This window comes from Aquimarina sp. Aq78 (assembly GCF_900299525.1).
Lineage (GTDB): Bacteria > Bacteroidota > Bacteroidia > Flavobacteriales > Flavobacteriaceae > Aquimarina.
Genome location: NZ_OMKA01000026.1, coordinates 613,646 through 636,462, shown reverse-complemented (window position 1 = coordinate 636,462; position 22,817 = coordinate 613,646). Strand labels below are relative to the sequence as shown.

Annotated in this window: 23 protein-coding genes; 11 read left to right on the top strand and 12 right to left on the bottom strand. The window is 32.8% G+C overall.

Annotation, left to right across the window (positions count from 1 at the left end; all coding sequences use genetic code 11):
* Position 1 precedes the first annotated feature (1 nt).
* On the top strand, positions 2-886 hold the full coding sequence (locus DG435_RS19085; RefSeq protein WP_106793388.1) for a sterol desaturase family protein: 885 nt from the start codon (positions 2-4) through the stop codon (positions 884-886).
* 21 nt (positions 887-907) lie between these two features.
* Here DG435_RS19085 and hemN read toward each other — a convergent pair whose 3' ends face one another.
* From hemN to DG435_RS19065, 4 genes are all read right to left on the bottom strand, one after another.
* Positions 908-2,272: an oxygen-independent coproporphyrinogen III oxidase gene (hemN, locus tag DG435_RS19080; protein ID WP_106793431.1), complete on the bottom strand. Its 1,365-nt coding sequence runs from the start codon at positions 2,270-2,272 to the stop codon at positions 908-910.
* Between the two features lie 104 nt (positions 2,273-2,376).
* On the bottom strand, positions 2,377-3,213 hold the full coding sequence (locus DG435_RS19075; protein ID WP_106793387.1) for a universal stress protein: 837 nt from the start codon (positions 3,211-3,213) through the stop codon (positions 2,377-2,379).
* A gap of 84 nt (positions 3,214-3,297) precedes the next feature.
* Positions 3,298-4,356 carry a response regulator gene (locus DG435_RS19070; RefSeq protein WP_106793386.1) on the bottom strand — a complete coding sequence of 353 codons (1,059 nt, stop codon included), beginning with the start codon at positions 4,354-4,356 and terminating at the stop codon, positions 3,298-3,300.
* Positions 4,353-5,588: a PAS domain-containing sensor histidine kinase gene (locus DG435_RS19065; protein ID WP_106793385.1), complete on the bottom strand. Its 1,236-nt coding sequence runs from the start codon at positions 5,586-5,588 to the stop codon at positions 4,353-4,355. The genes DG435_RS19070 and DG435_RS19065 overlap by 4 nt, the downstream gene beginning before the upstream one ends.
* Before the next feature lie 107 nt (positions 5,589-5,695).
* Here DG435_RS19065 and DG435_RS19060 point away from each other — a divergent pair, with 107 nt between their 5' ends.
* The 7 genes from DG435_RS19060 (at position 5,696) to deoD (ending at position 10,174) form a co-directional block, all read left to right on the top strand.
* Positions 5,696-6,103 carry a hypothetical protein gene (locus DG435_RS19060; protein WP_106793384.1) on the top strand — a complete coding sequence of 136 codons (408 nt, stop codon included), beginning with the start codon at positions 5,696-5,698 and terminating at the stop codon, positions 6,101-6,103.
* Positions 6,104-6,122: 19 nt separating this feature from the next.
* Positions 6,123-7,010: a DnaJ C-terminal domain-containing protein gene (locus DG435_RS19055; RefSeq protein WP_106793383.1), complete on the top strand. Its 888-nt coding sequence runs from the start codon at positions 6,123-6,125 to the stop codon at positions 7,008-7,010.
* A gap of 10 nt (positions 7,011-7,020) precedes the next feature.
* Positions 7,021-7,314 carry a chaperone modulator CbpM gene (locus DG435_RS19050; protein ID WP_106793382.1) on the top strand — a complete coding sequence of 98 codons (294 nt, stop codon included), beginning with the start codon at positions 7,021-7,023 and terminating at the stop codon, positions 7,312-7,314.
* Positions 7,315-7,540: 226 nt separating this feature from the next.
* The gene (locus DG435_RS19045; RefSeq protein ID WP_106793381.1) at positions 7,541-8,425 is read left to right on the top strand and encodes an RsiV family protein; all 885 of its coding nucleotides are present in this window, start codon (positions 7,541-7,543) and stop codon (positions 8,423-8,425) included.
* Positions 8,426-8,522: 97 nt separating this feature from the next.
* On the top strand, positions 8,523-8,822 hold the full coding sequence (trxA, locus tag DG435_RS19040; protein WP_106793380.1) for a thioredoxin: 300 nt from the start codon (positions 8,523-8,525) through the stop codon (positions 8,820-8,822).
* 2 nt (positions 8,823-8,824) lie between these two features.
* Complete coding sequence (deoC, locus tag DG435_RS19035) at positions 8,825-9,469, top strand: deoxyribose-phosphate aldolase (RefSeq protein WP_106793379.1); 645 nt, start codon at positions 8,825-8,827, stop codon at positions 9,467-9,469.
* Positions 9,470-9,475: 6 nt separating this feature from the next.
* The gene (gene deoD, locus DG435_RS19030) at positions 9,476-10,174 is read left to right on the top strand and encodes a purine-nucleoside phosphorylase (RefSeq protein ID WP_106793378.1); all 699 of its coding nucleotides are present in this window, start codon (positions 9,476-9,478) and stop codon (positions 10,172-10,174) included.
* A gap of 63 nt (positions 10,175-10,237) precedes the next feature.
* Here deoD and DG435_RS19025 read toward each other — a convergent pair whose 3' ends face one another.
* Positions 10,238-11,077, bottom strand: coding sequence for a universal stress protein (locus DG435_RS19025; protein WP_106793377.1), 840 nt, complete (start codon positions 11,075-11,077; stop codon positions 10,238-10,240).
* A 125-nt stretch (positions 11,078-11,202) separates the two neighbouring features.
* Here DG435_RS19025 and DG435_RS19020 point away from each other — a divergent pair, with 125 nt between their 5' ends.
* Together DG435_RS19020 and DG435_RS19015 are read left to right on the top strand one after the other, a co-directional pair.
* Positions 11,203-11,475: an acylphosphatase gene (locus tag DG435_RS19020; protein ID WP_106793376.1), complete on the top strand. Its 273-nt coding sequence runs from the start codon at positions 11,203-11,205 to the stop codon at positions 11,473-11,475.
* 212 nt (positions 11,476-11,687) lie between these two features.
* Positions 11,688-12,353 (top strand): peroxiredoxin, encoded by a 666-nt coding sequence (locus DG435_RS19015; RefSeq protein ID WP_106793375.1) that lies wholly within the window; start codon positions 11,688-11,690, stop codon positions 12,351-12,353.
* Between the two features lie 192 nt (positions 12,354-12,545).
* Here the strand turns inward: DG435_RS19015 and DG435_RS19010 are convergent, their stop codons facing one another.
* From DG435_RS19010 to DG435_RS18990, 5 genes are all read right to left on the bottom strand, one after another.
* On the bottom strand, positions 12,546-12,995 hold the full coding sequence (locus tag DG435_RS19010) for a YHS domain-containing (seleno)protein (protein ID WP_074407062.1): 450 nt from the start codon (positions 12,993-12,995) through the stop codon (positions 12,546-12,548).
* 87 nt (positions 12,996-13,082) lie between these two features.
* On the bottom strand, positions 13,083-13,601 hold the full coding sequence (locus DG435_RS19005) for a DUF350 domain-containing protein (RefSeq protein WP_106793374.1): 519 nt from the start codon (positions 13,599-13,601) through the stop codon (positions 13,083-13,085).
* 5 nt (positions 13,602-13,606) lie between these two features.
* On the bottom strand, positions 13,607-14,626 hold the full coding sequence (locus DG435_RS19000; RefSeq protein WP_106793373.1) for a hypothetical protein: 1,020 nt from the start codon (positions 14,624-14,626) through the stop codon (positions 13,607-13,609).
* Between the two features lie 2 nt (positions 14,627-14,628).
* Entirely contained in the window at positions 14,629-15,609 is a 981-nt protein-coding gene (locus DG435_RS18995) for an acyl transferase (RefSeq protein WP_106793372.1), read from the bottom strand.
* 118 nt (positions 15,610-15,727) lie between these two features.
* Positions 15,728-16,075 (bottom strand): T9SS type A sorting domain-containing protein, encoded by a 348-nt coding sequence (locus DG435_RS18990; protein ID WP_159025640.1) that lies wholly within the window; start codon positions 16,073-16,075, stop codon positions 15,728-15,730.
* Between the two features lie 369 nt (positions 16,076-16,444).
* On the opposite strand from DG435_RS18990, the gene DG435_RS18985 reads away from it, so the two are divergent.
* A complete protein-coding gene (locus DG435_RS18985) occupies positions 16,445-17,851 on the top strand; it encodes an MATE family efflux transporter (protein ID WP_106793370.1) in 1,407 nt (468 codons plus the stop codon).
* Positions 17,852-17,932: 81 nt separating this feature from the next.
* On the opposite strand, the gene DG435_RS18980 is transcribed toward DG435_RS18985, so the two are convergent.
* Positions 17,933-19,903: a hypothetical protein gene (locus DG435_RS18980; protein WP_106793369.1), complete on the bottom strand. Its 1,971-nt coding sequence runs from the start codon at positions 19,901-19,903 to the stop codon at positions 17,933-17,935.
* Positions 19,904-19,942: 39 nt separating this feature from the next.
* Complete coding sequence (locus DG435_RS18975) at positions 19,943-22,762, bottom strand: TonB-dependent receptor (protein ID WP_106793368.1); 2,820 nt, start codon at positions 22,760-22,762, stop codon at positions 19,943-19,945.
* Between the last annotated feature and the right edge of the window lie 55 nt (positions 22,763-22,817).

Sequence of the window (22,817 nt, the reverse complement as noted above, 5' to 3'; positions counted from 1 at the left end):
TATGGAAAAATACATAAATGCATTTACAGATTCCTTTATAGGTAATATACAATGGACATGGAAATCAATGCTATTTGAAGTTCCATGGTATACCAATTATTTTTGGGGACTTATTGCTATATCATTATTCGTCTGGGGGTTAGAAATTATTTTTCCCTGGAGAAAAAATCAATCTGTTTTTAGAAAAGATTTTTGGCTAGATGGTTTCTATATGTTTTTTAATTTTTTTCTTTTTGCCATTGCTATAAGCGGTTTTTATAAACTACTTGAAGTGATTTTTAAAGATATTGGGATTTCTGCAAAAACTTTAACCATAATTGATGTTTCTAATCTTTCTACATGGGTACAACTTCTACTATTTTTTATTGTACTCGATTTTGTGCAATGGCTTACTCATATTTTACTTCATAAGTATTCATTCTTATGGAGATTTCATAAAATACACCATTCTGTTAAAGAAATGGGGTTTGCTGCACACCTAAGATATCACTGGATGGAAAACATTTTCTATAAACCACTTAAAACTATTGGTGTAATGATTTTAGGTGGTTTTGAACCAGAACAGGCCTACATTGTACATTTTTTGGCAATTACAATTGGCCATTTTAATCATTCTAATATAAAGATTACCTGGGGACCGCTTAAATACATCCTCAATAACCCAGTCATGCATTTATATCATCATTCTTATGAATTACCTAAAGGCTCTTATGGTGTGAATTTTGGAATTAGTTTAAGTCTTTGGGATTATATCTTTAAGACCAATTATATCCCCGAAGATAGTGGCACAATAGCTTTAGGGTTTCCTGGTGATGAAAAAGTCCCTGAAAATTTTATTGGTCAAATCATCTATGGCTTCAAAACATCAAAACAGAAAAAAGAATAGCTTTTCAAATTCTTAAGAGTATCAAACTGTCATCGAAAACAACATTGTCTCTGGTATTTTGCGTTGTAATCTAAGGTCAAAAGCCATACAGATATTACGAACAAAAGGTCGACCTTTTTCTGTAACATGAATATGAGAATCATTAATCATCAGTAATTGATCTGCTTCTAATTCTTTTAAGTTCTGTAACACCTCGGGTAGTTCTTTAAAATACATATGATCATCCTCCCATTTGGTACTAAAATGACACATCAAATTAAGGATATGTTTGCGTATAATCTGATCTTCTATTGTTAAAATATGCCCTCGATAAACAGGAATAATACCTTCTTTCACCAAATGCTGGTACTCTTCTACTCCTTTTACATTTTGAGCAAAACCATACCAACTATCACTAATTGCAGATACTCCCAAACCAATCATTGCATGTGTTTTGGAGGCAGTATATCCCATAAAATTACGATGCAGACTTTGATTTTCCATAGATTGGTATAGTGAATCATTTTTTAAGGCAAAATGATCCATTCCGATTTCTACATAACCTACTTCTGATAGTAACTTTTTTCCTATTTCATATTGTTTTCGCTTTTGTTCTCCTGTTGGGAGATCAGATTCGTTAAAACCACGTTGTCCATTACCTTTCTGCCATGGTACGTGTGCATAACTGTAGAATGCCAGTCGATCAGGCAATAGTTCTTTTGTCTTTAGGATAGTATCGATTACTGCTTCTTGTGTTTGAAAAGGCAGTCCAAAAATAATGTCATGCCCCACAGAAGTAAAACCAATTTCTCTGGCGGTCTCTGTCACATATTTTACATTCTCAAAAGGTTGAATCCTATGGATTGCTCTTTGTACCGTTTCGTTATAATCCTGCACACCAAAACTTACTCTTCTGAAACCAACATCATACAACGCCTGCAAATGTTCTCTGGTAGTATTATTGGGATGCCCTTCAAAACTTAATTCACAATCTTTTGCTTGTTCTACTCCCGAGAAAATACCATTAATTAGATACTGTAAATTTTCGGGCGAAAAAAATGTGGGTGTACCTCCTCCCAGGTGTAACTCTTTTATTTTGGGCTTAGTCTCAAAAATTTTAAGGTACAATTGCCATTCTTTTAAAATCGTATTTATATAAGGTTCTTCTACATCATGTCGTTTTGTAATACGTTTATTGCATCCACAAAAAGTGCACATACTTTCACAAAATGGCAGGTGAATATATAGGCTTATTCCTTCTGTATTATTACTTTCTGTAAATGATTGTTGTATGGATGTTGTCCATTTTTTTAATGAAAAAGTATTGATATCCCAATAAGGGACAGTTGGATAACTTGTGTATCGAGGTCCAGGAATATTATATTTATGAATTAAATTTGCGCCCATTTTTTTGTTTTTTGAACTATTCTTAGCTGTCATCAATGTGGTTAGCTTACACCTAATTAATTATATTATAAAAACCCGATATTTCTTCTCTCCTCATTTACAAATTATTCATGTAACACTAAAAAAGGGATATTAATATGATAACTTATTTTTTCGACTGTAGGGTGAAACAAAATACGTTGGAAGAAATTAAGGTTTTTGGCAATCATAGTAATCATATCAATGTCTCTGCTTTCAACAAAACATTGTATCGCTTCTTCGATATTGGGATTAGACAGGAAATGAAAACTATGCTCTATTTCATCAATAGAATCGTCTAGAAAGTTTTTATTTTTTCTTTGTCGATCGGTTAATTCTTGTTCTTTTTTGGCAACATGCAAAATCCGTAAAGCGGCTTCATTTAAAGTAAGAGTATCCATGATCGTATTTAACACCCTACTTTTGTATAACATATTATAATCTGTGGGAAATGCAATTTCTTTAGGCTTGGTATACTTGGCTTTTTCGGGGATAACCAAAACCGGGCATTTTACTTTTGTAATTACATCTCCGGTATTACTGCCTATAGTTTTTTCCTTAATCCCAGAAGCTCCTTTGGTTCCCATAACAATAAAATCAATATTCTTTTCCTTGACCTGTTTTCTAATCGCGTCTACAAAAAAGATATATTCATTAATTGTGAAAAAGCTATGTTTCGTATTTAAAGGTAGTTTTTCTATTCTTTTAAGCAATAATTGCATTTGCTCTTTATCGCTTTGTGTGTTTTTTTCTAACACTGTTTCTTTTGAACCATAAAATGAATCTCCTCCTATCATTTCTTCAAAGGGAGAGACATGTAACAAATAAAAGTTACATTTCACCCTTTTAAAAAATGACAATGCATATGTAATGGCATTCCACGAATTTTCAGAAAAATCTGTCGGGATCAGGATGTTTTTCATTTTTAATACTTTCTAATACAGCAAATGTATTAGGATGTACTCATGAAAAATATGACAAAAATCAGTTTGAGTGCTTTTGTATTTTTATTCTACTAGCTGAAGACCAGATAAATCCAAAATTTTTATGTTACGCCCTTCGATTTCAATCAACCCATCTTTTTTAAAACTGGATAATGTACGTATCAAACTTTCTGTTGCAATCCCAGCGACACTTGCCAAATCATTCCTGGATATTTTTATGCTATCCTGAGATTTTTTGTTCAGTACGTCGGCAAATTGAAGTATCGTTTGTGCCGTTTTTTTGCGTACCGAACTATAGGCCATTTGTAGTAGTTGCTCTTTAATTTCAGAAAGATTATCAGTAAGTAGCTCCATTAATTCGAGAGAAATATTCTTGCTTTTTTCTAGAATCTCTTTTAAATTGTTTTTTGATATTCCTGCTAACTCAGAGTCTTCAACTGCTGTTGCTGATTCTAAATATGGTGTATTATCTATAAACGAAGTGAACCCCAGGAAATCATCGGTTTTGTATAAAGTAGTGATCAGTTCTTTACCATTCTCATCCATTTTATGGCTTTTAACAACTCCTTTTAGGATGAGATATATGTTATTAGAATGCTCTCCTTCTTCATAGATTACTTCTCCTTTTTTAAATTCAGAAATCTCACCATGATCATCAAAAAAATTCTTAAGCTCATGTAAATTCCTAAGTCCATTATCCTCAGAAACAGCAAGTGTAGAGAACTGTTGATCATTAACAACTTTAGAGAGTAATGCTGCTTTTGCAAGACGGCTTTCGATTGCACTCAATAGTTCCTCCTCTTCAAAAGGTTTAGTTAGATAGTCATCTGCTCCCAAATCCATTCCTTTTCTAATCTCTTTATGTTCTGTTTTTGCAGATAAAAATATAAAAGGAATATGGTTGGTCGTGGTATCGTAGGACAATGCTTCTAGTACTCCATATCCATCAACTTCGGGCATCATAATATCACAAACAATGATATCTGGTTTTTCTTCCTTGGCCTTAACAATACCAACTTTTCCATTTGGAGAGGTGATTACTTTATAATCTGAAAGTTCTAACAGTTCTGCAGTGTTTTCTCTAAGTGCTGTGTCATCTTCGATTAAAAGAATAGTTTTCATGATTCGCGAATATTGGTTGTAGGTACGGTAACAGTAAATGTAGAACCTTTATTTTCCTTACTCGTAAAAGTAATACTCCCTCCCAGGTTTTCCAAATGACTTTTCACAATATTTAACCCAATACCGGTTCCTTGATCCAACAAAGCATTTTCTGCCCTAAAATATCGTTTAAAAATAAAATCTTGTTCTTTTTTAGGAATACCAATACCCTGGTCGATAATCTTAAATGTAAGGATATCATCTTCAAAACATACCTGTAAATCTATAGTGGTATGTTCTCCAGAATACTTGATCGCGTTATTAATTAAATTAGTGAGAGCAAGCTCTAAAATCTTTTCATCAAACTCTATAACATAGTCATCAATATCCTTAGGGTAATTTATTCTTTGCCCATCTTTAAGTAACATATTAGCATCATAGACCACTTCATTGACAACTTTACTTAACGGAAACTGACTGTATTTATAGGTTACTTTACCTGTTTCTAATCGTTCGATAGATAAAAAATCATTAAGGATATTGTCCAAGTACTTTACTTTATTTTTTATGGTATCGAGATGCTTTTCTCTCTTTTCCTGTTGTTCTGTTTTGGTGTATTTTCCTGCAAGTGTGGCAGAAGTAAGAATACCACTTAATGGTGTTTTAAATTCATGTGAAACAAGCGAAAGAAATTTTGTTTTTAACTCACTTAAATCTCGTTCTTTTTTTAAAGATTCTTTGGTTTGAGCTTCGGCTTCCATACGAAGTTTTACTTCTTCTTTTAATTCTTCTATGGTATGATGTAGTTCTTCGGTACGTTCTTCTATTTTTTGCTCTAGCTTAGCATTTAAATCTTGTATTTGCTGTTCTTGTTGTTTCCGAAGTGTAATATCGATAACAAGGGCCATTACATAATTATTACCATAAATTGCAAATGGATTTAATCCTGCTTCTACTGGAAATACAGAACCGTCTTTTCGTATTCCAAAAAGATCTCGTCCTGCCCCCATATGTCGTTTTTCGCTGTGATCTACAAATCCTTCAAAATGCTTTTTGTGACCGTGATGGTATTTTTTTGGTATCAAAGTATTAAGGTGTTTTCCCACTAACTCATCTTTGTCATAACCAAAAATAGTATTTGCAGATCCATTAGTTGCTACTATTGTTTGCTTCTCATTCACTACAATGATCCCTTCTGAAATGGCCTCAGAAAGTAATTTGAAAATATTATTATCCTTTTCGAAAACTTTCATGCTTCAAAAGTAATCATTTTGATTTGTTACCAGAACTGATTTATGTCATAAAAAACATGACCAGATCTTATTAAATTTATATTCATTAACCGATAATTTTTTATGATATGAATACTGCTCAAAATATAGGGATTATATTTTATCAAAACCTAGGCAAGCTATTTTATGCAATTGCTGCATCGGATAAAGTAGTTCGCAAATCAGAATATGATTCCTTACGAAAAATTGTAAAGACAGAATGGTTAAAAGTAGATAACATTGAAGATGAGTTTGGTGTTGATGCTTCTTTTCAAATCGAGATTGTTTTTGACTGGCTTGATCATGAAGAGTTGAGTGCAGAAGATTGCTTTACTCAATTCGAAACATTTTTTAAAGAACATCAATCTCGTTTTACAGACAGACTAAAACAATTGATTTGGACTACAGCTAATGCTATTGCAGGTGCATTTTCTGGTAAAAACAAATCTGAATTAATGATGCTTGGTCGATTAAAATTAATTTTTGAAAAACAGTAACTAATTTTCAAGTTAGCATATGGAGTTTATTGACTACTATAAAATATTAGGTGTTTCAAAAAATGCTTCAGAAGGAGATATTAAAAAGGCGTATAGAAAACTAGCTCGAAAATATCATCCAGACCTAAATCCAAATGATAAAGAAGCAGAGAGAAAATTTAAAGAAGTTAATGAAGCCAATGAAGTATTGAGTAATTCCGAAAACCGAAAAAAATACGATCAATACGGTAAAGATTGGAAACATGCTGAAGAGTTTGAAAAAGCCAAGCAATCTCAGCAACAATACAATCGATCTGGACAACAGCAATACTATAAAAAATATTCAGAAAGTGATTTTTCAGATTTTTTTGAGTCAATGTTTGGAGGTTCAAGGAGAAGTTCTGCACAAGGTAGAACTCGATATAGAGGAGAAGACTATAATGCAGAATTACATCTTGATCTAATGGATGTCTATAAAACACATAAGAGAACACTAACTGTTAACAAAAAAAAAATTCGAATTACAATTCCTGCAGGGGTTGAAAACGGGCAAACTATAAAGATCAAAAATCATGGAGGCCCAGGAATCGGAGATGGTCCTAATGGAGATTTGTACATTACTTTTCGTATTGAAAACAAAACCTTGTTTAAACGGATCAAAAGTGATCTCTATCTACAAGTAGATATTGATTTGTATACTGCAGTTTTGGGTGGTGAAATTACAATCGAAACCCTTGACGGAAAAGTAAAACTAAATGTAAAACCCGAAACTCAGAATGATACCAAGGCCAAACTAAAAGGAAAAGGATTTCCCGTATATAAAAAAGAAGGGCAATTTGGAGATCTTTTTATCACATATACTATCAAAATCCCAAATAACCTGTCGGAACAACAAAAAGAATTATTTAGAACATTATCCAAGCTTTAAATGTATTATAATGACTAAAGGACATCTTATACCAGCAATAGAATTCTGTTCACGCCACGAGATAGAATTCTCCTTCATAAACTCATTACATGAGTTTGGATTAATTGAAATTATTACTATTCGTCAAACTGTATTTTTAAACTCTGATGAATTACCCAGAATCGAACAAATTATACTATTCAATAAAGAATTAGAAATTAACCTCGAAGGAGTCGAAGTCATCATGCGTCTGCTAGAACGAGTTCATCAAATCCAAGATGAAATGAACATACTTAAAAATAGATTAGGACTATATGAAAATTAACACCGGTAACGGTTCAAAGATTATCTGTATTCGTCAAGCTTTCTTATGATTGGTTTGATTACATATTTGCAAAAACAAATAGAAAACAGATTTTTTTAATTACACACTACATAGTAAGAGGCGGGTTTCTAACGAAATCCGTCTTTTCGTTTGTTAAACAAGCTGATCATTATCATATTTTTTGATGATTTGCTACCCTATTTTTATATGAATTAAAAATAAACCTATGAAAACTCTTATCGCTTGCCTCATTTTTTTAAGCCTTATTGCATGTAAAAAAGAGGTGTCCCCACAAAAATCATCAGAGCAACAAGAAACCGAACAACATACAGAACAAAAGGCAGAAGATACCATATTAGTTTTCTCTGAAGAAAGCCTGGAGTTAGATCAGGAAAAAACAAAAGCCATAAAAAGAGAACGATTAATCACCGCCAAAGATGATAAAACTCAATTACAGGAATTAGTAGTTTCTAAAAGCTTCTTAAAAGAAGAAGATCTTTATGTTTTGGATTATCAATACCCATACTTAAACGAGAAAATTGATCCTTTATATTCGGTCTTTAATAATTTTATTACAGAAAACTATCTGAATATTGAAAAAACCGAAAATCAAATTCTTGAGGATAAAGAGTTACTTTGTGATACCTTAAAAATCAATAGGTTTAGAGATAAAAGAATTATTGATTATAAAATCTATAGTGTAAAAAGTGATCGTATTAGTGTTGTCCTTTACAAAGAGAATTATTATTCTGGAATGCTATATTCTACATACCTCTTTGATTGTATAAACTTTGATCTTAAAAAACATGATTTCATTTATTTTGATGATTTCTTTGAAACTGGCACAGAAGAAGAAGTGTTTACTACTATAAATACAATTATAAAGGAAGGTATTAGTTCTGGAGAATTGTATTATGACTGTTGGGAGCTTTCAAAAGGGGATTTTAAAGCTTATAAAAATAATTTTGTGGTAAATGATGATACTGTAGAATTTTATTTTGATGATTGTGTAATTTGTCCTTCGTATACGGGAACGTATTCTATAGAAATTCCAATAAAAGTTATATTGCATCTTATCAAAAAATATAATGACCGCCCGATAGTAAGTTAATTTCTTTAATTAAAAACTTTCTCGGTTCATTATTATAACTTAGCAATTAAGAGATCTGGCAGTATGAATAGCCATAATGATTTAAAAAAAAAAACAGATGAAAAGTAGTTTTAACAATATCATTGAATCAAAAACACCAGTATTGGTAGATTTTTTTGCAGATTGGTGTGGTCCCTGTAAAATGCTTGCACCTATTCTTAAGGAGGTTAAAGATGAACTGGGAGATACGATCAAGATTGTTAAGATTGATGTAGATAAAAATCAACCTTTAGCATCAAAATATCAGGTTCGCGGGGTACCCACAATGATATTATTTAAAGAAGGTAAACAACTCTGGAGACAATCTGGAGTATTGCAAAAAAACGATCTGCTTGGAGTAATAAATTCACACCAATAATCATGACACTCAATACATATATAGATCACACATTATTAAAAGCAAATGCTACAGTTGATGATATTAAAAAACTCTGTGCAGAAGCAAAAGAACATCATTTTTATGCAGTTTGTGTAAATAGTTATTATGTTGGTCTGGCAGAAAGTGAATTAATGCATTCAGATGTTAATATAGCAGCTGTAATAGGTTTTCCTTTGGGTGCTACAATTACCAAAGTAAAGGTATATGAAGCTCAACAATGTATTGATGAAGGTGCAAATGAAATTGATATGGTACTTAATATCGGGCTCTTAAAATCCGGGTACTATACTATTGTAGAAGAAGAAATTAGAGTAATAAAAAAAGTAATTGGAGAACGTGTCCTGAAAGTGATTTTTGAAAATTGCTATCTCACCGATGCCGAAAAGAAAATTGCTTGTCAATTATCCTTAAATGCAGGAGCAGATTTCATAAAAACATCTACAGGTTTTGGTGCCGGAGGTGCTACTTTGGAGGATGTAAAACTCATGAAAAATGAAGTACAGGATAATATCCAAATAAAAGCCTCTGGAGGAATCAGAGACTTGGAAAAAGCAAAGCAGTACATTGATTTAGGTGTATCCAGAATAGGTACCTCATCTGGGGTCACTATAGTAACTTCAAAATAAAATAAGATGAGTCTACACATCGCAGCACAACCAGGAGAAATAGCAGAAACCGTTTTATTACCAGGAGACCCTATGCGTGCCAAATGGATTGCGCAAACTTTTCTTGACAATCCTATCTGTTACAATGAAATTAGAGGAATGCTTGGCTATACCGGAACCTATAAAGGAAAACCTGTCTCTGTACAGGGCACCGGAATGGGAATTCCCTCTGCTTTAATTTACAGTCATGAACTTATTAGTGACTATGGAGTCAAAAATTTAATTCGAGTGGGTTCTGCAGGTTCATATCAAAAAGATATTAAGCTCAAAGATATTGTTATTGCCATGGCTGCCTCTTCTACTTCGAATATCAATACTGCACGATTTATAAATTCGGACTATTCTCCTACTGCGGATTTTGAATTATTTATGAAAGCAATACAGCATGCAAAAGATAATAACATTCTTATTAAAGCCGGAAATGTATTATCTTCTGATGAGTTCTACGAAGACAACCCTAATTCATATCAGCGTTGGGCAGAATTTGGCGTACTTTGTGTTGAGATGGAAACTGCCGGATTGTATACTATTGCAGCAAAACATAAGGTTAAAGCTTTGGCTATTTTAACGATATCTGATTCATTAGTCACGGGAGAAAAAACATCTTCAAAAGAAAGAGAAACGACCTTTAACAAAATGATTGATATTGCCTTAGGAACCTTATAAAAACACCTTACGATTATAATATAAACCTCGCAGATTTTTAAAATCTGCGAGGTCTTTTTTGATTTATATTTTAAACGTGATCACAGGCTTGTTTGCATGATTTGCAATATCCTCACCTATACTACCATTAAAGAAATGTGCCAAACCACGACGACCATGAGTAGGAATCGCAATAATATCTGCATTGATCTTTTTACTATAATTAAAGACTCCGCTTTCTACACTATAATCGTTAAAGTAAGCTACCTTATTATACATATCCAGATTACCAGAATCTGCTTTAAAAAGGAATTCTTTTACTCTTTCTTCTATTTGGTCCGAACTTCTAAATTGTTCTCCCGGTAAATTAACATATAGTAAATGTATATTAACGCCTAGGGAGTTAAATAGTGTCATTGCATTATGATATGCTTTAATATTTTCTATCTTAAAATCACAGGCAAATACAACTTCTTTTAAAACAAAGTTATCTACAGGGTTCTTTATGACTAACACCGGGATATCTGATGTGCGTACTACTTTTTCTGTGTTTGATCCTATAAACACTTCTTCTCGTAAACCGCTAATACCATGGGATCCCATAATGATAAGATCTGCTTCCTTTTCATGAGCGACTTCATTAATTTCGCTAAAAATCTTATAGTTTTGAACAGTCTCTGTAACTTCGATACCTTTAAGATATTCTTTGTCTAAAAAGGTACTAAACCTTTTTTCGGCAAGCTTCATATAATACATGGCTTCATTTGCCTCCTGAGTTTCATTTTTAATCAATACAGCTTCAGACAATCCCAGCATATGCAATACTATGATTTCGGCATTTTGTTGTTTAGCCAATAGTGCTGCAACCTGCAATGCATATTCTGAATATTCTGAAAAGTCTATGGGTACAAGAATTTTTTTCATGATTATCTGTTTTTATACTATCAAAATTAAAAGATGTTATCACCAATTAATATGATAATTATCATATCATTACACTACGCTAAAAAACAATTTATTTGTAATACCTTTAAATACTACTACAGACAATGCAAAAACATTATAACATCACAATCAAAAGAAAAGTCCAGGGAGTTTGGTATCGAAAAAACACCCAAGAAAAAGCCAAAACGCTCAAAATTAAAGGACATGTAAAAAACCTACCTAATGGAAACGTCTACATAGAAGCCGAAGGAGATAAAAATCAACTTAGTCAATTATTAGAATGGTGTGCTATAGGTCCTGAATTTGCAAAAGTAGATACTGTTTCTTTTGAAGAATCTGATTTACAGTTTTTTAAAAGCTTCGATATTTTGCGTTAGATGATCTTTATTAATTAAATCATAAATTAATTTAAGATCTTGTTAAGTATGACATTTCTCATTTTTAACCCTTTCAACAGATGGTATTTTTAAGCTATAAACTTAAATAAGTTAGTAATAAAAAATGCGCTTATGCATATGTTTAATAGTCTTCCTTTTTCAAGGATCATATCATAAGTCTTTCTCTTACTTAAATTAAAAATATTAGAATTATGGAATCAACAGAAATAGAAATGAACAGTATGCCCAGAATAGGTGACGATGCACCAGATTTTGATGCGATAACCACACACGGTGCTTTAAAGTTATCTGAATACGCAGACGGAAAATGGGTGGTTTTATTTTCGCATCCCGCAGATTTTACACCTGTTTGTACAACAGAACTAAGTGGTTTTGCAAAAAGAAAACAAGAATTTGAAGATTTAAACACTAAACTTATTGGGTTAAGTATAGATAGTATTCATTCTCATCTGGCCTGGGTAAATAATGTAAAAGAAAAGACTGGGGTATATCTTGATTTTCCGATCATAGCAGATCTGGACATGAAAGTTGCTAAACTATACGGTATGTTACAACCTAATGAAAGTAAAACCGCAGCTGTACGAGCTGTATTTTTTATTGATCCATATCAAAAAATAAGACTTATCATGTACTATCCTCTCAATGTTGGACGTAATATGGATGAAATCCTTAGAGTGTTACACGGTTTACAAGTGTCTGATGAATACAAAGTAGCTTTACCGTTAAATTGGAAAAAAGGAGACAAAGTAATCGTTCCTCCTCCTAAGACGTTGAAGCAAATGGAAGAGAGAATACAGGATACATCTTGTGAAAAAGTAGATTTTTACCTTGCCAGAAAAGAATTAAATCTCAACTAAATACGTAGCTAAGAACATAACCAAACCTCCTACATTTTATATGCTTGGGAGGTTTTTGATTACTAATAAACAGAGGTCATAACTATTTAGAAAACAACAAAGCCTACTAGAACCCATTTCTAGCAGGCTTTGTCAACTAACCAATCAATTATTGAAAAAACTTAGCATTATATGCAGCTCAATAAAACTGCATTACTTTTTTATTTTTATTTTTTGCCAATTCGTATCAGCTTTCTTTTGCAACTTTGGAGCATCTTCATTTATCCATTTATCCAGTGTATTAATCCCCCACGAATTATAAAATAAGTATAACTTACCATCTCTTACTTCAAAGGTTTTAGGATTAATATCCACTTTTTCACTATTCACTGCTACAGCATAGGCACAATACCCACCATACTGTGGAACATATTTATCGGGATTGTTTTTAAATTTCTCCAAATTTTCCTGACTTGCAAATTTGTAGTTTACTTTATCATGAGTTGCTATAAACTTACTATCTCCCTTAACTGCCTTATTGCTAAAGTATTCTGTAACATCATATCCTTCTGCTACAAAATCTTTATTAGTATTATAATCTACTTGCTGAGCACTTACTGTTGCTACAAAGGCAAAGAATAGTATAGCTATATATTGTTTCATGTATTAGTTTTATTACGCTCTTATCCATTAAGTCGTAAAAAAACCTAATCATTACACTTTTAACATAATTATAGGATGTTTAAGCTATTATAGTAGAAAATTAGTAGTTTCTGGATACGGTATTAGGGCACTAATCAATAGACTAATGCTATCTTTTGCTATTAAGGTAATCGATAACAATGTAGCAGTAACTACCACAGCAGAAGCCACATTATTTTGTTGAATATCTTTAAATTCATTTACACCTTTGGTAAGAGCAGAAAAAAGTAAAAAAACCGAAGTATTAATAAGCAAGGCAAATATAAATCCAATACATAGATACAATCCAGAATATTGAATAATCTCTCCAAATGTAATTTCATTTTCTCCAGACATCGACAGTCGTATCATATTGGTTATAGATGGGATAATTTCTCCCAGGATCATACCAATCGATAAAATAATTCCCGCTGCAAAAACAGAAAAAGCCATATTATCTTCTCTAAAAGAGATATTCTTAAAAAATACGCTTTGCAAAATTTTAAAAGAAATAAACAGTATTAGTACAGAAACGACAATAGCGAGTACTATTTCTATAAAAGCAAGGGTTAATAGTTTCGTTTGCATGAGTTTTAGGTGTTAGTTAGTACAATATGCCAATGATTTATGTTATCAAAATTTTTGGGTAATGTGCCAATTGTAAAATGTTTATTTGTGGTCTCCCATATATAATATCGTTTTCCATTCTGCATTTTATATATTCCTTTTGCCGGAATATGCAACCCAAGAACAGAGTGCTTATAATAATCGCTATTAAGAATAGCCACATCGTACCCAAAATGGCTAAGAATAGCATAAATAATTACAGTTCTGGTATCGCAATCTCCTTTTAAATTTCCCATAAAACCTACGGGGTTTTGAATTCCGAAAGGAATATTACCTATACAGCAATCAGAACATTCTTCTAATATCACCCGAATAGATTCTTCATATTTTTCTGGAGACTCACAGTCATTTTCAAAAACAAAAGAGTAAGGAATATCCTGTATAAAAGTCACTACCATTTCTGCAAACTCAAATTGATTTAGTTTATTTGTGTTTTTAATAGTAGTAAGTTCTTCGAGAATTAAGTCCAGTCTAGGCGTATCAGAAGTTGCAAGATATTGATACAACTTACCCCAAGAGCGTTGTTTATGTTTTTGCATGGTATTAAGATATTCCTTTTTAGAAGAAAAGTAATCCTTTTCCCGAATCGAAAACTTACCTTTAAAAGTATTACCATAATTATCAGTCCATTGTCTGTCCTGACGTAATAAGACTATAGAATCTCCTTCTTCAAGGGTTTTCTCACGGTAAATATATTCTGAAACATCAGGTTTTTGGTTTTCTATAGATACAGGAATAGCGTCTAATACGTGTCGTAATCCTAATACAGATGCCAAAACAAACATACTATATAGCATATATCGCCATTGAAAGCTTTTTTGATGACTATCTAATTTTCCTAATAACCACGAAAGCAGTAATAGTAGTAATGCAAAGGCCCAGAATAAAGAAATAGGAAAAAAACCTTGTACAACACTACTACCAACCAAAGAGATTAATATAATCGCCGGAAACGAAAAACAACCTAATTTCTTTTTAATTGCCATATTTATAGCGCCATTAAATTACAGCCTCTGATATCACTATGGTCAAATCTACCAATAATTTCAAAACTCCCGTTAGTATAAATTTTACCTAAGTCTTGAGTAGCGATAAAAGAGCATGAATTTACATTAGCCAGATCCATAATATTTATCCCTCCTGTTTTATTCACCTCTAATTGAGTTAAAGCATCTTCAGGGTTTCTGATAGAAACTTTCATCCAGGGTGGGCAGTAAAAAAGTCCATCATTTTTAGAATACGCTTGTGATAATAACTCGGTCATCCCATATTCACTATGAATTTGAGAAACCCCAAAACCATTTTTAAGAACTTTATGTAATTCTTCCCGAATCATTTCTTTTCTTCTCCCCTTCATCCCACCGGTTTCCATAATTATAGATGTATCGTTTAGCTGTACATTATAATTTTCGACAAGATCCAATAAAGCAAATGAAACACCTAGAAGGAGAATTTTTTTGTCTTCTGCAATAAGTTGTTGAAGGGTATCTACCAGCTTCTTAGTATCATGTAGATAAAATCCACTTTTGGGATGATTACTATCGTTAATTAGTTTTTCTGCCATATACACTAGAGAAGACCCGTCCCTTTCTAAATAAGAAGGTAGTAATGCCAATACTGTATAATCGGTGATATCTCCATAGAAATGTTGAAATCCTTTTCTAAAACTTCTTTCATATACTGTAAGGTCACTAACATAATGTTTACTGGTTACATTACCTGTTGTACCGCTACTTGTAAAAATTTTATGTATCGAAGCTGTTGTACTTACAATTTTCTCTTGTTTAAAAAATTGGATGGGCAAATATGGAATATCATTAACGCATTTTACAGAAGTTTTCGCAATTCCTAAAAGGTTACAAAATCTCTGATACGTTATATTGTTATTATATTGATAGTTAAAGATACGTAATGCTGATTTCTCAAAATCTGTGTCGTTCTGAATAGAAAAAATAGTATCAGCATGCATAAGGTTTGTTCAACAAATTTTGTAGAACAAAGGTATAAAAAAGACTCCCTTGTTTAGCAGTGTTTTTTATAAGATAATTTAAAGTATAATTAGTAAAAAACGATTATAGTTTAAAAAATTATTTAATGATGAGTTTCTTAGTAGCTTTTAATTCTCCTTCGGTAACCTTAATTACATATACACCAGGGTTTAAATGACTAATATCTAACTCTCTGCCAATCAAAACTTTAAAAAGCACTTTTTCTCCTAAAACTGTGAAAATTGAAACTGTTTTGGTAAGATCTTTAGTAGAGGTAATAGATAACATACTTCCAGCAGGTGCTGGATTAGGGTACAAACGCAATCCTTCGATTTTTATGCTCTTCGAATCTTGTGTTTCGGCCGTATCAGACTGTGCTTGAATTCCTGGAGCAAAGGAAAAGCAAATAAGACTAATACATGTAAGCAGCAAGTAGATTTTTTTCATACAAAAATTTATTTTGGGGCAATAAATATACAACATTATAATTAAAAATATTACAAATTATTATCATACTTGCTTATAAACCACAGATTACATGGTAGTTCAGTACACAAGTTACGGTTTTCACTTACTATGTGTCTTAATTTTTATTCCTAGCCTATAAATTTAGAACTCTTACTAATAGAAAAAAATCAAGATGAGTTACTATTTAAATTTTGTAAATCAAAAATAATGCCTGATATTTGTTTCATCATGAAGTTATAAAAGAATTATGTACATAATTGTGCACATAGAGACCCCTCGATTTAGAAGCTAAGAATTCCTTCTTCAGTACTTCTTATTTATATTTTTAATTCATAATTCTTTATTATCATGACTCAAAAAAAACTTACACTTACCCGTATATTTTCATATTTCAAGATTGCACTTACTGGCAAAGAACAAGAATTCACTTCAGGAAGTATTCGCAGAGCAGTTTTCATGCTTTCTGTGCCTATGGTTCTCGAAATGATGATGGAATCTATATTTTTTCTTGTAGATGCTTACTATGTTTCTAGCCTTGGAGCCAATGCTATAGCCACAGTAGGATTAACAGAATCTGTACTTACTCTGGTATATGCTATTGCTATTGGGCTTAGTATGGGAGTTACTGCAATTGTTGCCCGTAGAGTGGGTGAAAAAGATATTAGTGGTGCCTCACAGACAGCAATACAATCTATACTTTTAGGAATCGTAATTGCTATAATAATTAGTGCTATAGGTATCGTTTTTCCGAAAGAAATACTTGGACTCATGGGAGCCGAACCCGATCTTATTGCAGATGGATATGGCTACACCCAAGTATTATTAGGCGGAAACGTGACCATAATGTTGCTGTTTTTAATCAATGCAGTATTTAGAGGTGCAGGTGATGCTTCTGTAGCAATGCGAGTATTAATCTTTTCTAATATATTAAACATCATTCTGGATCCAATTTTTATTTTCGGGTTTGGCCCTGTGCCTGCTTTTGGTGTTCAGGGAGCAGCAATTGCTACAACTATAGGTAGAGGTAGTGCTGTAATATTTCAGCTATTAATTCTTTTTTATGGCTGGAGTAAGATCAAAGTTGCTTTTAAAGATATTGTTTTTAGAGCCGAAATTATGCTTAATCTTGTCAAAGTATCTATAGGAGGGATTGGACAATTTATTATCGGAACATCTAGCTGGGTATTTTTGATGCGAATTATGGCTGAATTTGGTAGTGAAGTACTGGCAGGCTATACTATAGCTATTAGAGTATTAATGTTTACTCTAATGCCTTCCTGGGGAATGAGTAATGCTGCGGCTACATTAGTAGGTCAAAACCTGGGTGCTGCAAAGCCAGAGCGTGCCGAGCAATCTGTTTGGAAAACAGGAAAATACAATGCATATTTCATGGCTATTGTATCTATATTTTACCTCTTATTTGCAGAAGCAATTATAAGAATCTTTAGTGATGAAGCATTAATCATAGAATATGGAGCCTTAAGTTTACGTGTAATTGCTGCAGGATATGTATTCTATGCATATGGAATGGTAGTCATACAATCTTTTAACGGGGCAGGTGACACCAAGACTCCTACTGTCATTAATTTCTTTTGTTTCTGGGTATTTCAGCTACCATTTGCATACCTCGCCGCCTTAGTTCTGGATTGGGGCGCAATGGGAGTATTTCTTGCAATTACCTTTGCCGAAGTTTTAATCGCAGTGATTGGAATTATCTGGTTTAAAAAAGGAAAATGGAAAGAAGTAAAAGTATAGTATTCTTCCTTAATGATAACAATAAAAAAACACCCTCATGTTTTTGAGGGTGTTTCTATAATATGGCTAATTCTAAATTTCTTATAGACCAGCTGTTCTCCAAGTCCACGCAGAAATGTCTACTTGAGTACCTGTGTTATAAGGATTTGTAGTAGTAGCGTCTGCTCCATCAATTTGTACATTAGATAAAGATCCACCATCTTTCATATCAACATTGGTTGCGTATCCACTCAAGAAAATATTAGTGATAGTTGCTCCAGATTGTTTTTTAAACTGTAGTGCAGTACCATTTTGCGTAGAGATAGCAGTAAAGTTTATTAATTTAGGATTTTCATTAGCTCCATCAGCTTCTAATGCAGTAGAGAATCCAGCAATAGTATGAGAAACATATGTATCTGTTACTGTACCGTTCCATCCTTCTGTCCAATCTACAGCATCATCAGCATTGTTTTCTAGATAAAGGTTTTTAGCAGATACTGTTCCTCCAAAGAATTCAACTCCATCATCTGCTCCATCAATAACAGCTATATTTTCTACAACTGTTCCTGATCCAACAGCGTAAAAAGAAACACCATTATACTGAGAGTCGGGATTGATCTGAGCACCTGTTCCCTTAATTACTAAGTATTTTACGGATCCAGAGTTATCTGCATCATTTGTACCTCCATAAATAAACCCACCTACTTCTGCAACTGCATCTACACCAGCTGTTGTAGTAGCTTTACCACATATAGTAAGACCACCCCAATCACCAGGGTTACCATCTTTAGAAGACATTACTACTGGATTAGCAGCAGTACCTTGAATGTCTATTTTACCTCCTTTTAGCACTGCGATATATACACTTACTCCTCCGGCTCTAGCAGTAATTTTTGTACCTGCAGGAATTGTTAGTGTAACTCCATCCTGAACTAATAAAAATGATTCTAACTCATAAGCTACAGATGCATCTAAAGTTAAATCACTAGTTAAAGTCCCTCCTAATTTACCTGAAAGGCTTAATTGTGCTCCAATCCAAGTCCATCCTGTAATATCTACAGTAGCAGCAAGGTTATAAGCATTTGCAGGATCTGCAGTAGCACCATTTAAACTCACATTAGTTAAAGCTCCACCATCTTTCATATCTACAGAAGTTTTGTATCCTGCAAGCGAAAGACCTGTGATAGTAGCTCCTGATTGTTTTTTAAATTGTAATGCAGTACCACTACCTCCAACTGCTTGAAAAGTATTTACTGCGGTAAGGTTATTGATCTTAGGATTTTTGTTTTCTCCATCAGCTTCAACTACAGTAGAGAAACCATCATTTGTATGAGCAACATAAGCATCATCAATAGTACCATTCCAACCTTCTGTCCAATCAATAGCATCATCATTGTTATTTTCTAGATAAAGGTTTTTAGCAGATACTGTACCTCCAAAAAATTCAACTCCATCATCTGCTCCATTAATTACAGCAATATTTTCTACAACAGTTCCTGATCCAACAGCATAAAAAGAGACTCCATTATATTGAGCATCTGGATTAATTTGGGCACCAGTTCCTCGAATCACTAAATACTTAACAGATCCAGAGTTATCTGTATCATTTGTACCTCCATAAATAAATCCACCTACTTCTGCAACTGCATCTACACCTGCTGTAGTAGTAGCTTTACCACATATAGTAAGGCCACCCCAATCGCCAGGATTACCTTTTTCAGAAGACATAACTACCGGATTAGCAGCGGTACCCTGAATATCTATTTGCGCTCCTTTTAATACTGCGATAAATGATTCTGTACCACTAGCTTTAACAAGGATATTAGTCCCCGCAGGAATTGTTAATTTAGTACCTTCTTTAACTATAAAGCTACCTGTTAGTTCATAAGTTGTACTTGCATCTAATATAAAATTTTCTTCTAATTCTCCATTCATTTCTCCTTTTTTAAGCTTATCTGCTGTAGTTTCTACTGAAGGAGGAGTAGGAGTATCATCATCACTACTACAAGACGAAAACACAAATGCACTTAAAGCAAGAGTAATCGTGCTGATTTTTAAGACTAACTTTTTCATTTTGTTTTAATTTTTGTTCGGGTTTAATTTTTGAGTATTCTAAAATGTATAATTAAGGCTTAGACTTATTGTACTTCCTTTTTTATAAGAAAGTATTGTTTCTTCTACCTCGTTAACTGGGTTATTATTAGAATCAAATCTGATTCCGGCTTGATCCTCTTGAGCTATTAATTGGGTTTGTTTAATTTTTGGATTTAACAGGTTTCTCGCTGTTAATTTGACTTTGAGTTTGTCATTGATTTGTTTACTAAGGATAAGGTCCATTGTTACAAATCCATTTTCAATAATTTCTTCGTTGTATAAAGTTTCTTTATTCGCCACATCATCTGGAGAACCTAATGCAAATATTCTATCTGAAGCATAGTTACCTGTTAGGGTAGCGATGAATTCCTTTTCTTTTTGATTAGAATAACTTAGAGATCCATTTACGATCCAATCTGATGCTCCTTGTAATCCAGATTCAGTTTTATTTTTATATCTAAACTCTTCAAACTGACCGGCATCTCTATCTTCTGCTTTAAGATCTTGTGAATGCCACATTCGAGTAACATTAACATTTAAGTTCAGGTTTGCTTTATCTTCAATTTCAATAAGATTAACTCGTCCTTCAAGCTCAATACCATATATATCTGCTTTTTTTGCTGTATTGAAGTAAGAAAACACTCCTGCAGCTCCTCTGGTTTGTGCCAAGTTAATTGGGTCTTCTATTTTTTTGTAGAAACCTGTTAGTGATATTAACTCCTTAGATGTTGGGAAAAATTCCCATTTCAAATCATAATTATAATTAGTCGAAGGCTTTAGATTAGGATTCCCTCGAGTTACCCTACCTGTAGGGGAAACATATTCGAAAGGTGCTATTTCTTTAAATTCTGGTAATGTAAAAGTTTGACTGGCTGCTAAGCGAATATTGTGTTTCTCATTAACTTCATACTTAAGACTCATACTAGGTAATAGATTAGTATACTCGTTAAAAATGAAATTATCGCTACCAGAGAAATTAGCTACATCAAAGAAAGGTACATCTAATTGATCCTCTTCATATCGAATACCAAGATTAGCAACTAATTTTTTAATCCGAATATCAAAATTAAGGAAAGCCGCTTGTTCTTCTAATAAAGCTTCATATGTATCATTCTGATCTCTTGGAATAAAAGTGTCATTATCTACATTTTGAAAATTTAAACCTTCGTCTAAGTTATCCAAAGAGCTAATTGATAATCCTATATTACTTCTAGAAATAGCTAAGCCATTAAATCTGGATTCAAAATCTCTCTCTTTTTTTCTATAATTAACTCCAATATCAAATTTTGCAGAATAGAACTCACTATTGGTTATTGTTCTATTATATTTAAGGAATCCATTTATTTCTTTATCTTTAATTTCTTGAGATGATTTTCGTTGTTGAAACCCTCCTGTATTACCAAACCTAATATCATTTTCTCCATAAATATTAAGTTCATTTCTAATACGGTTAGGCTCATCTGCATTTACTACATTATAACCAATACCCCAATCTATTTCATCCTTTTCCGTAATACTATGATCACCAAATAATTGATTGATAAAAAGAGTGGTTTGCCTAAACAGTTGATCTCTTACAAATTGAGATGCATTATCAGCAACTGGTGTTTCTTCAAAAATACCAGCATTGCCTCCTCGACCAAATTCATTAAGTTGATCTTCTCCTTTATTAATGAATAGAGAATTGAATTTCAGTTTAGTGTTACTACCTATTCGATATGCTAGATTTAGAAGACCTGTTGTATTAGTAGTACTTGTAAAACGCTCAGCATCCGGAATAGTGTCGTTAACAAAGTTTGCTCTGTATTCTTTAAATTCTCCTATTCTTTGCTGATTGGATTTTGAATATGATCCTGTGAAAAACACAGATAAATTATTCCCAAATAATTCTACTTTTTCTCCTGCAGTAACAGAAACACCAAAATTAGCTGGGGTATTTGAAGTCTCCGGGTTCCAACTTTCTTGTGTCAGCGCTGTTTCTGTATTTAAATTACTTGAATAAAACCCTAAGGTTGTATTGTTAGTACTTTGCGTACTTCTAAAATTACTCCATGTATCGCCATCAACAACATTAGTATTAACACCTCCACTTATACCAATAGTTAATTCCCCATTTCCAGAATATTCTTTAGATACTATATCAACATTTCCTGAAGCTTGATCACCATAAAACAATGAAGAATATGTTTTACTTACTCCAATATTTTGAATAATATTTGCCGAGAATAAACCTAAATCAATATTTTTTCTTTCAACATCTTCAGAAGGAACAGGTAATCCATTCATTGTTGTAGAAAGGTAACGGTCTCCAAGACCTCTAATAAATATATCTCCAGATCCTTCTACTTTATTTACTCCAGATATCTTTGCTGTAGCCGCTGCTGCATCAGATACTCCTTGTTTTGATAACTGTTCTGCTCCAATACTTTCTTTAATCTGTACTGCTTGTTTCTGTTCTAAAAGCAAGGCTTCTTCGCGTTCACGATTGGTAACTACTTTTATCACAACTTCTTCTAGTGCTGCTGCTGTAGCTCCCATAGTAGCATCTACCACCGCTACTTTATCTGCTTCTATTACTACATTAGGTATTTCTACCGTTTGATATCCTGTAAAACTAAACAGTAATGTATATGTCCCTACAGGAACTCCCGTAATCTCATATAATCCATCAAAATCCGTAGACGCTCCTTTGGCAGTACCTCCTACAATTACATTAGCAAAAGGAAGAGGTTGATTGTTTGATTCTTTATCTAATAATTTTCCGGCAATAGTCCCGGTTTCTTGTGCAAAAATAGCTCCTACAAAAAATAGCGCTAGTACTGTAAATGTTTTTCTCATTATATGTTTTCAAAATCTAATACAAATAAATACGGTTTTACAGTAATTGATTTTA

Excerpts from the sequence above, each read along its gene's own strand:
- DG435_RS19085 (WP_106793388.1), top strand. The coding sequence starts at position 2 with ATGGAAAAATACATAAATGCATTTACAGATTCCTTTATAGGTAATATA.
- hemN (WP_106793431.1), bottom strand. The coding sequence starts at position 2,272 with ATGGGCGCAAATTTAATTCATAAATATAATATTCCTGGACCTCGATAC.
- DG435_RS19075 (WP_106793387.1), bottom strand. The coding sequence starts at position 3,213 with ATGAAAAACATCCTGATCCCGACAGATTTTTCTGAAAATTCGTGGAAT.
- DG435_RS19070 (WP_106793386.1), bottom strand. The coding sequence starts at position 4,356 with ATGAAAACTATTCTTTTAATCGAAGATGACACAGCACTTAGAGAAAAC.
- DG435_RS19065 (WP_106793385.1), bottom strand. The coding sequence starts at position 5,588 with ATGAAAGTTTTCGAAAAGGATAATAATATTTTCAAATTACTTTCTGAG.
- DG435_RS19060 (WP_106793384.1), top strand. The coding sequence starts at position 5,696 with ATGAATACTGCTCAAAATATAGGGATTATATTTTATCAAAACCTAGGC.
- DG435_RS19055 (WP_106793383.1), top strand. The coding sequence starts at position 6,123 with ATGGAGTTTATTGACTACTATAAAATATTAGGTGTTTCAAAAAATGCT.
- DG435_RS19050 (WP_106793382.1), top strand. The coding sequence starts at position 7,021 with ATGACTAAAGGACATCTTATACCAGCAATAGAATTCTGTTCACGCCAC.
- DG435_RS19045 (WP_106793381.1), top strand. The coding sequence starts at position 7,541 with ATGAAAACTCTTATCGCTTGCCTCATTTTTTTAAGCCTTATTGCATGT.
- trxA (WP_106793380.1), top strand. The coding sequence starts at position 8,523 with ATGAAAAGTAGTTTTAACAATATCATTGAATCAAAAACACCAGTATTG.
- deoC (WP_106793379.1), top strand. The coding sequence starts at position 8,825 with ATGACACTCAATACATATATAGATCACACATTATTAAAAGCAAATGCT.
- deoD (WP_106793378.1), top strand. The coding sequence starts at position 9,476 with ATGAGTCTACACATCGCAGCACAACCAGGAGAAATAGCAGAAACCGTT.
- DG435_RS19025 (WP_106793377.1), bottom strand. The coding sequence starts at position 11,077 with ATGAAAAAAATTCTTGTACCCATAGACTTTTCAGAATATTCAGAATAT.
- DG435_RS19020 (WP_106793376.1), top strand. The coding sequence starts at position 11,203 with ATGCAAAAACATTATAACATCACAATCAAAAGAAAAGTCCAGGGAGTT.
- DG435_RS19015 (WP_106793375.1), top strand. The coding sequence starts at position 11,688 with ATGGAATCAACAGAAATAGAAATGAACAGTATGCCCAGAATAGGTGAC.
- DG435_RS19010 (WP_074407062.1), bottom strand. The coding sequence starts at position 12,995 with ATGAAACAATATATAGCTATACTATTCTTTGCCTTTGTAGCAACAGTA.
- DG435_RS19005 (WP_106793374.1), bottom strand. The coding sequence starts at position 13,601 with ATGCAAACGAAACTATTAACCCTTGCTTTTATAGAAATAGTACTCGCT.
- DG435_RS19000 (WP_106793373.1), bottom strand. The coding sequence starts at position 14,626 with ATGGCAATTAAAAAGAAATTAGGTTGTTTTTCGTTTCCGGCGATTATA.
- DG435_RS18995 (WP_106793372.1), bottom strand. The coding sequence starts at position 15,609 with ATGCATGCTGATACTATTTTTTCTATTCAGAACGACACAGATTTTGAG.
- DG435_RS18990 (WP_159025640.1), bottom strand. The coding sequence starts at position 16,075 with ATGAAAAAAATCTACTTGCTGCTTACATGTATTAGTCTTATTTGCTTT.
- DG435_RS18985 (WP_106793370.1), top strand. The coding sequence starts at position 16,445 with ATGACTCAAAAAAAACTTACACTTACCCGTATATTTTCATATTTCAAG.
- DG435_RS18980 (WP_106793369.1), bottom strand. The coding sequence starts at position 19,903 with ATGAAAAAGTTAGTCTTAAAAATCAGCACGATTACTCTTGCTTTAAGT.
- DG435_RS18975 (WP_106793368.1), bottom strand. The coding sequence starts at position 22,762 with ATGAGAAAAACATTTACAGTACTAGCGCTATTTTTTGTAGGAGCTATT.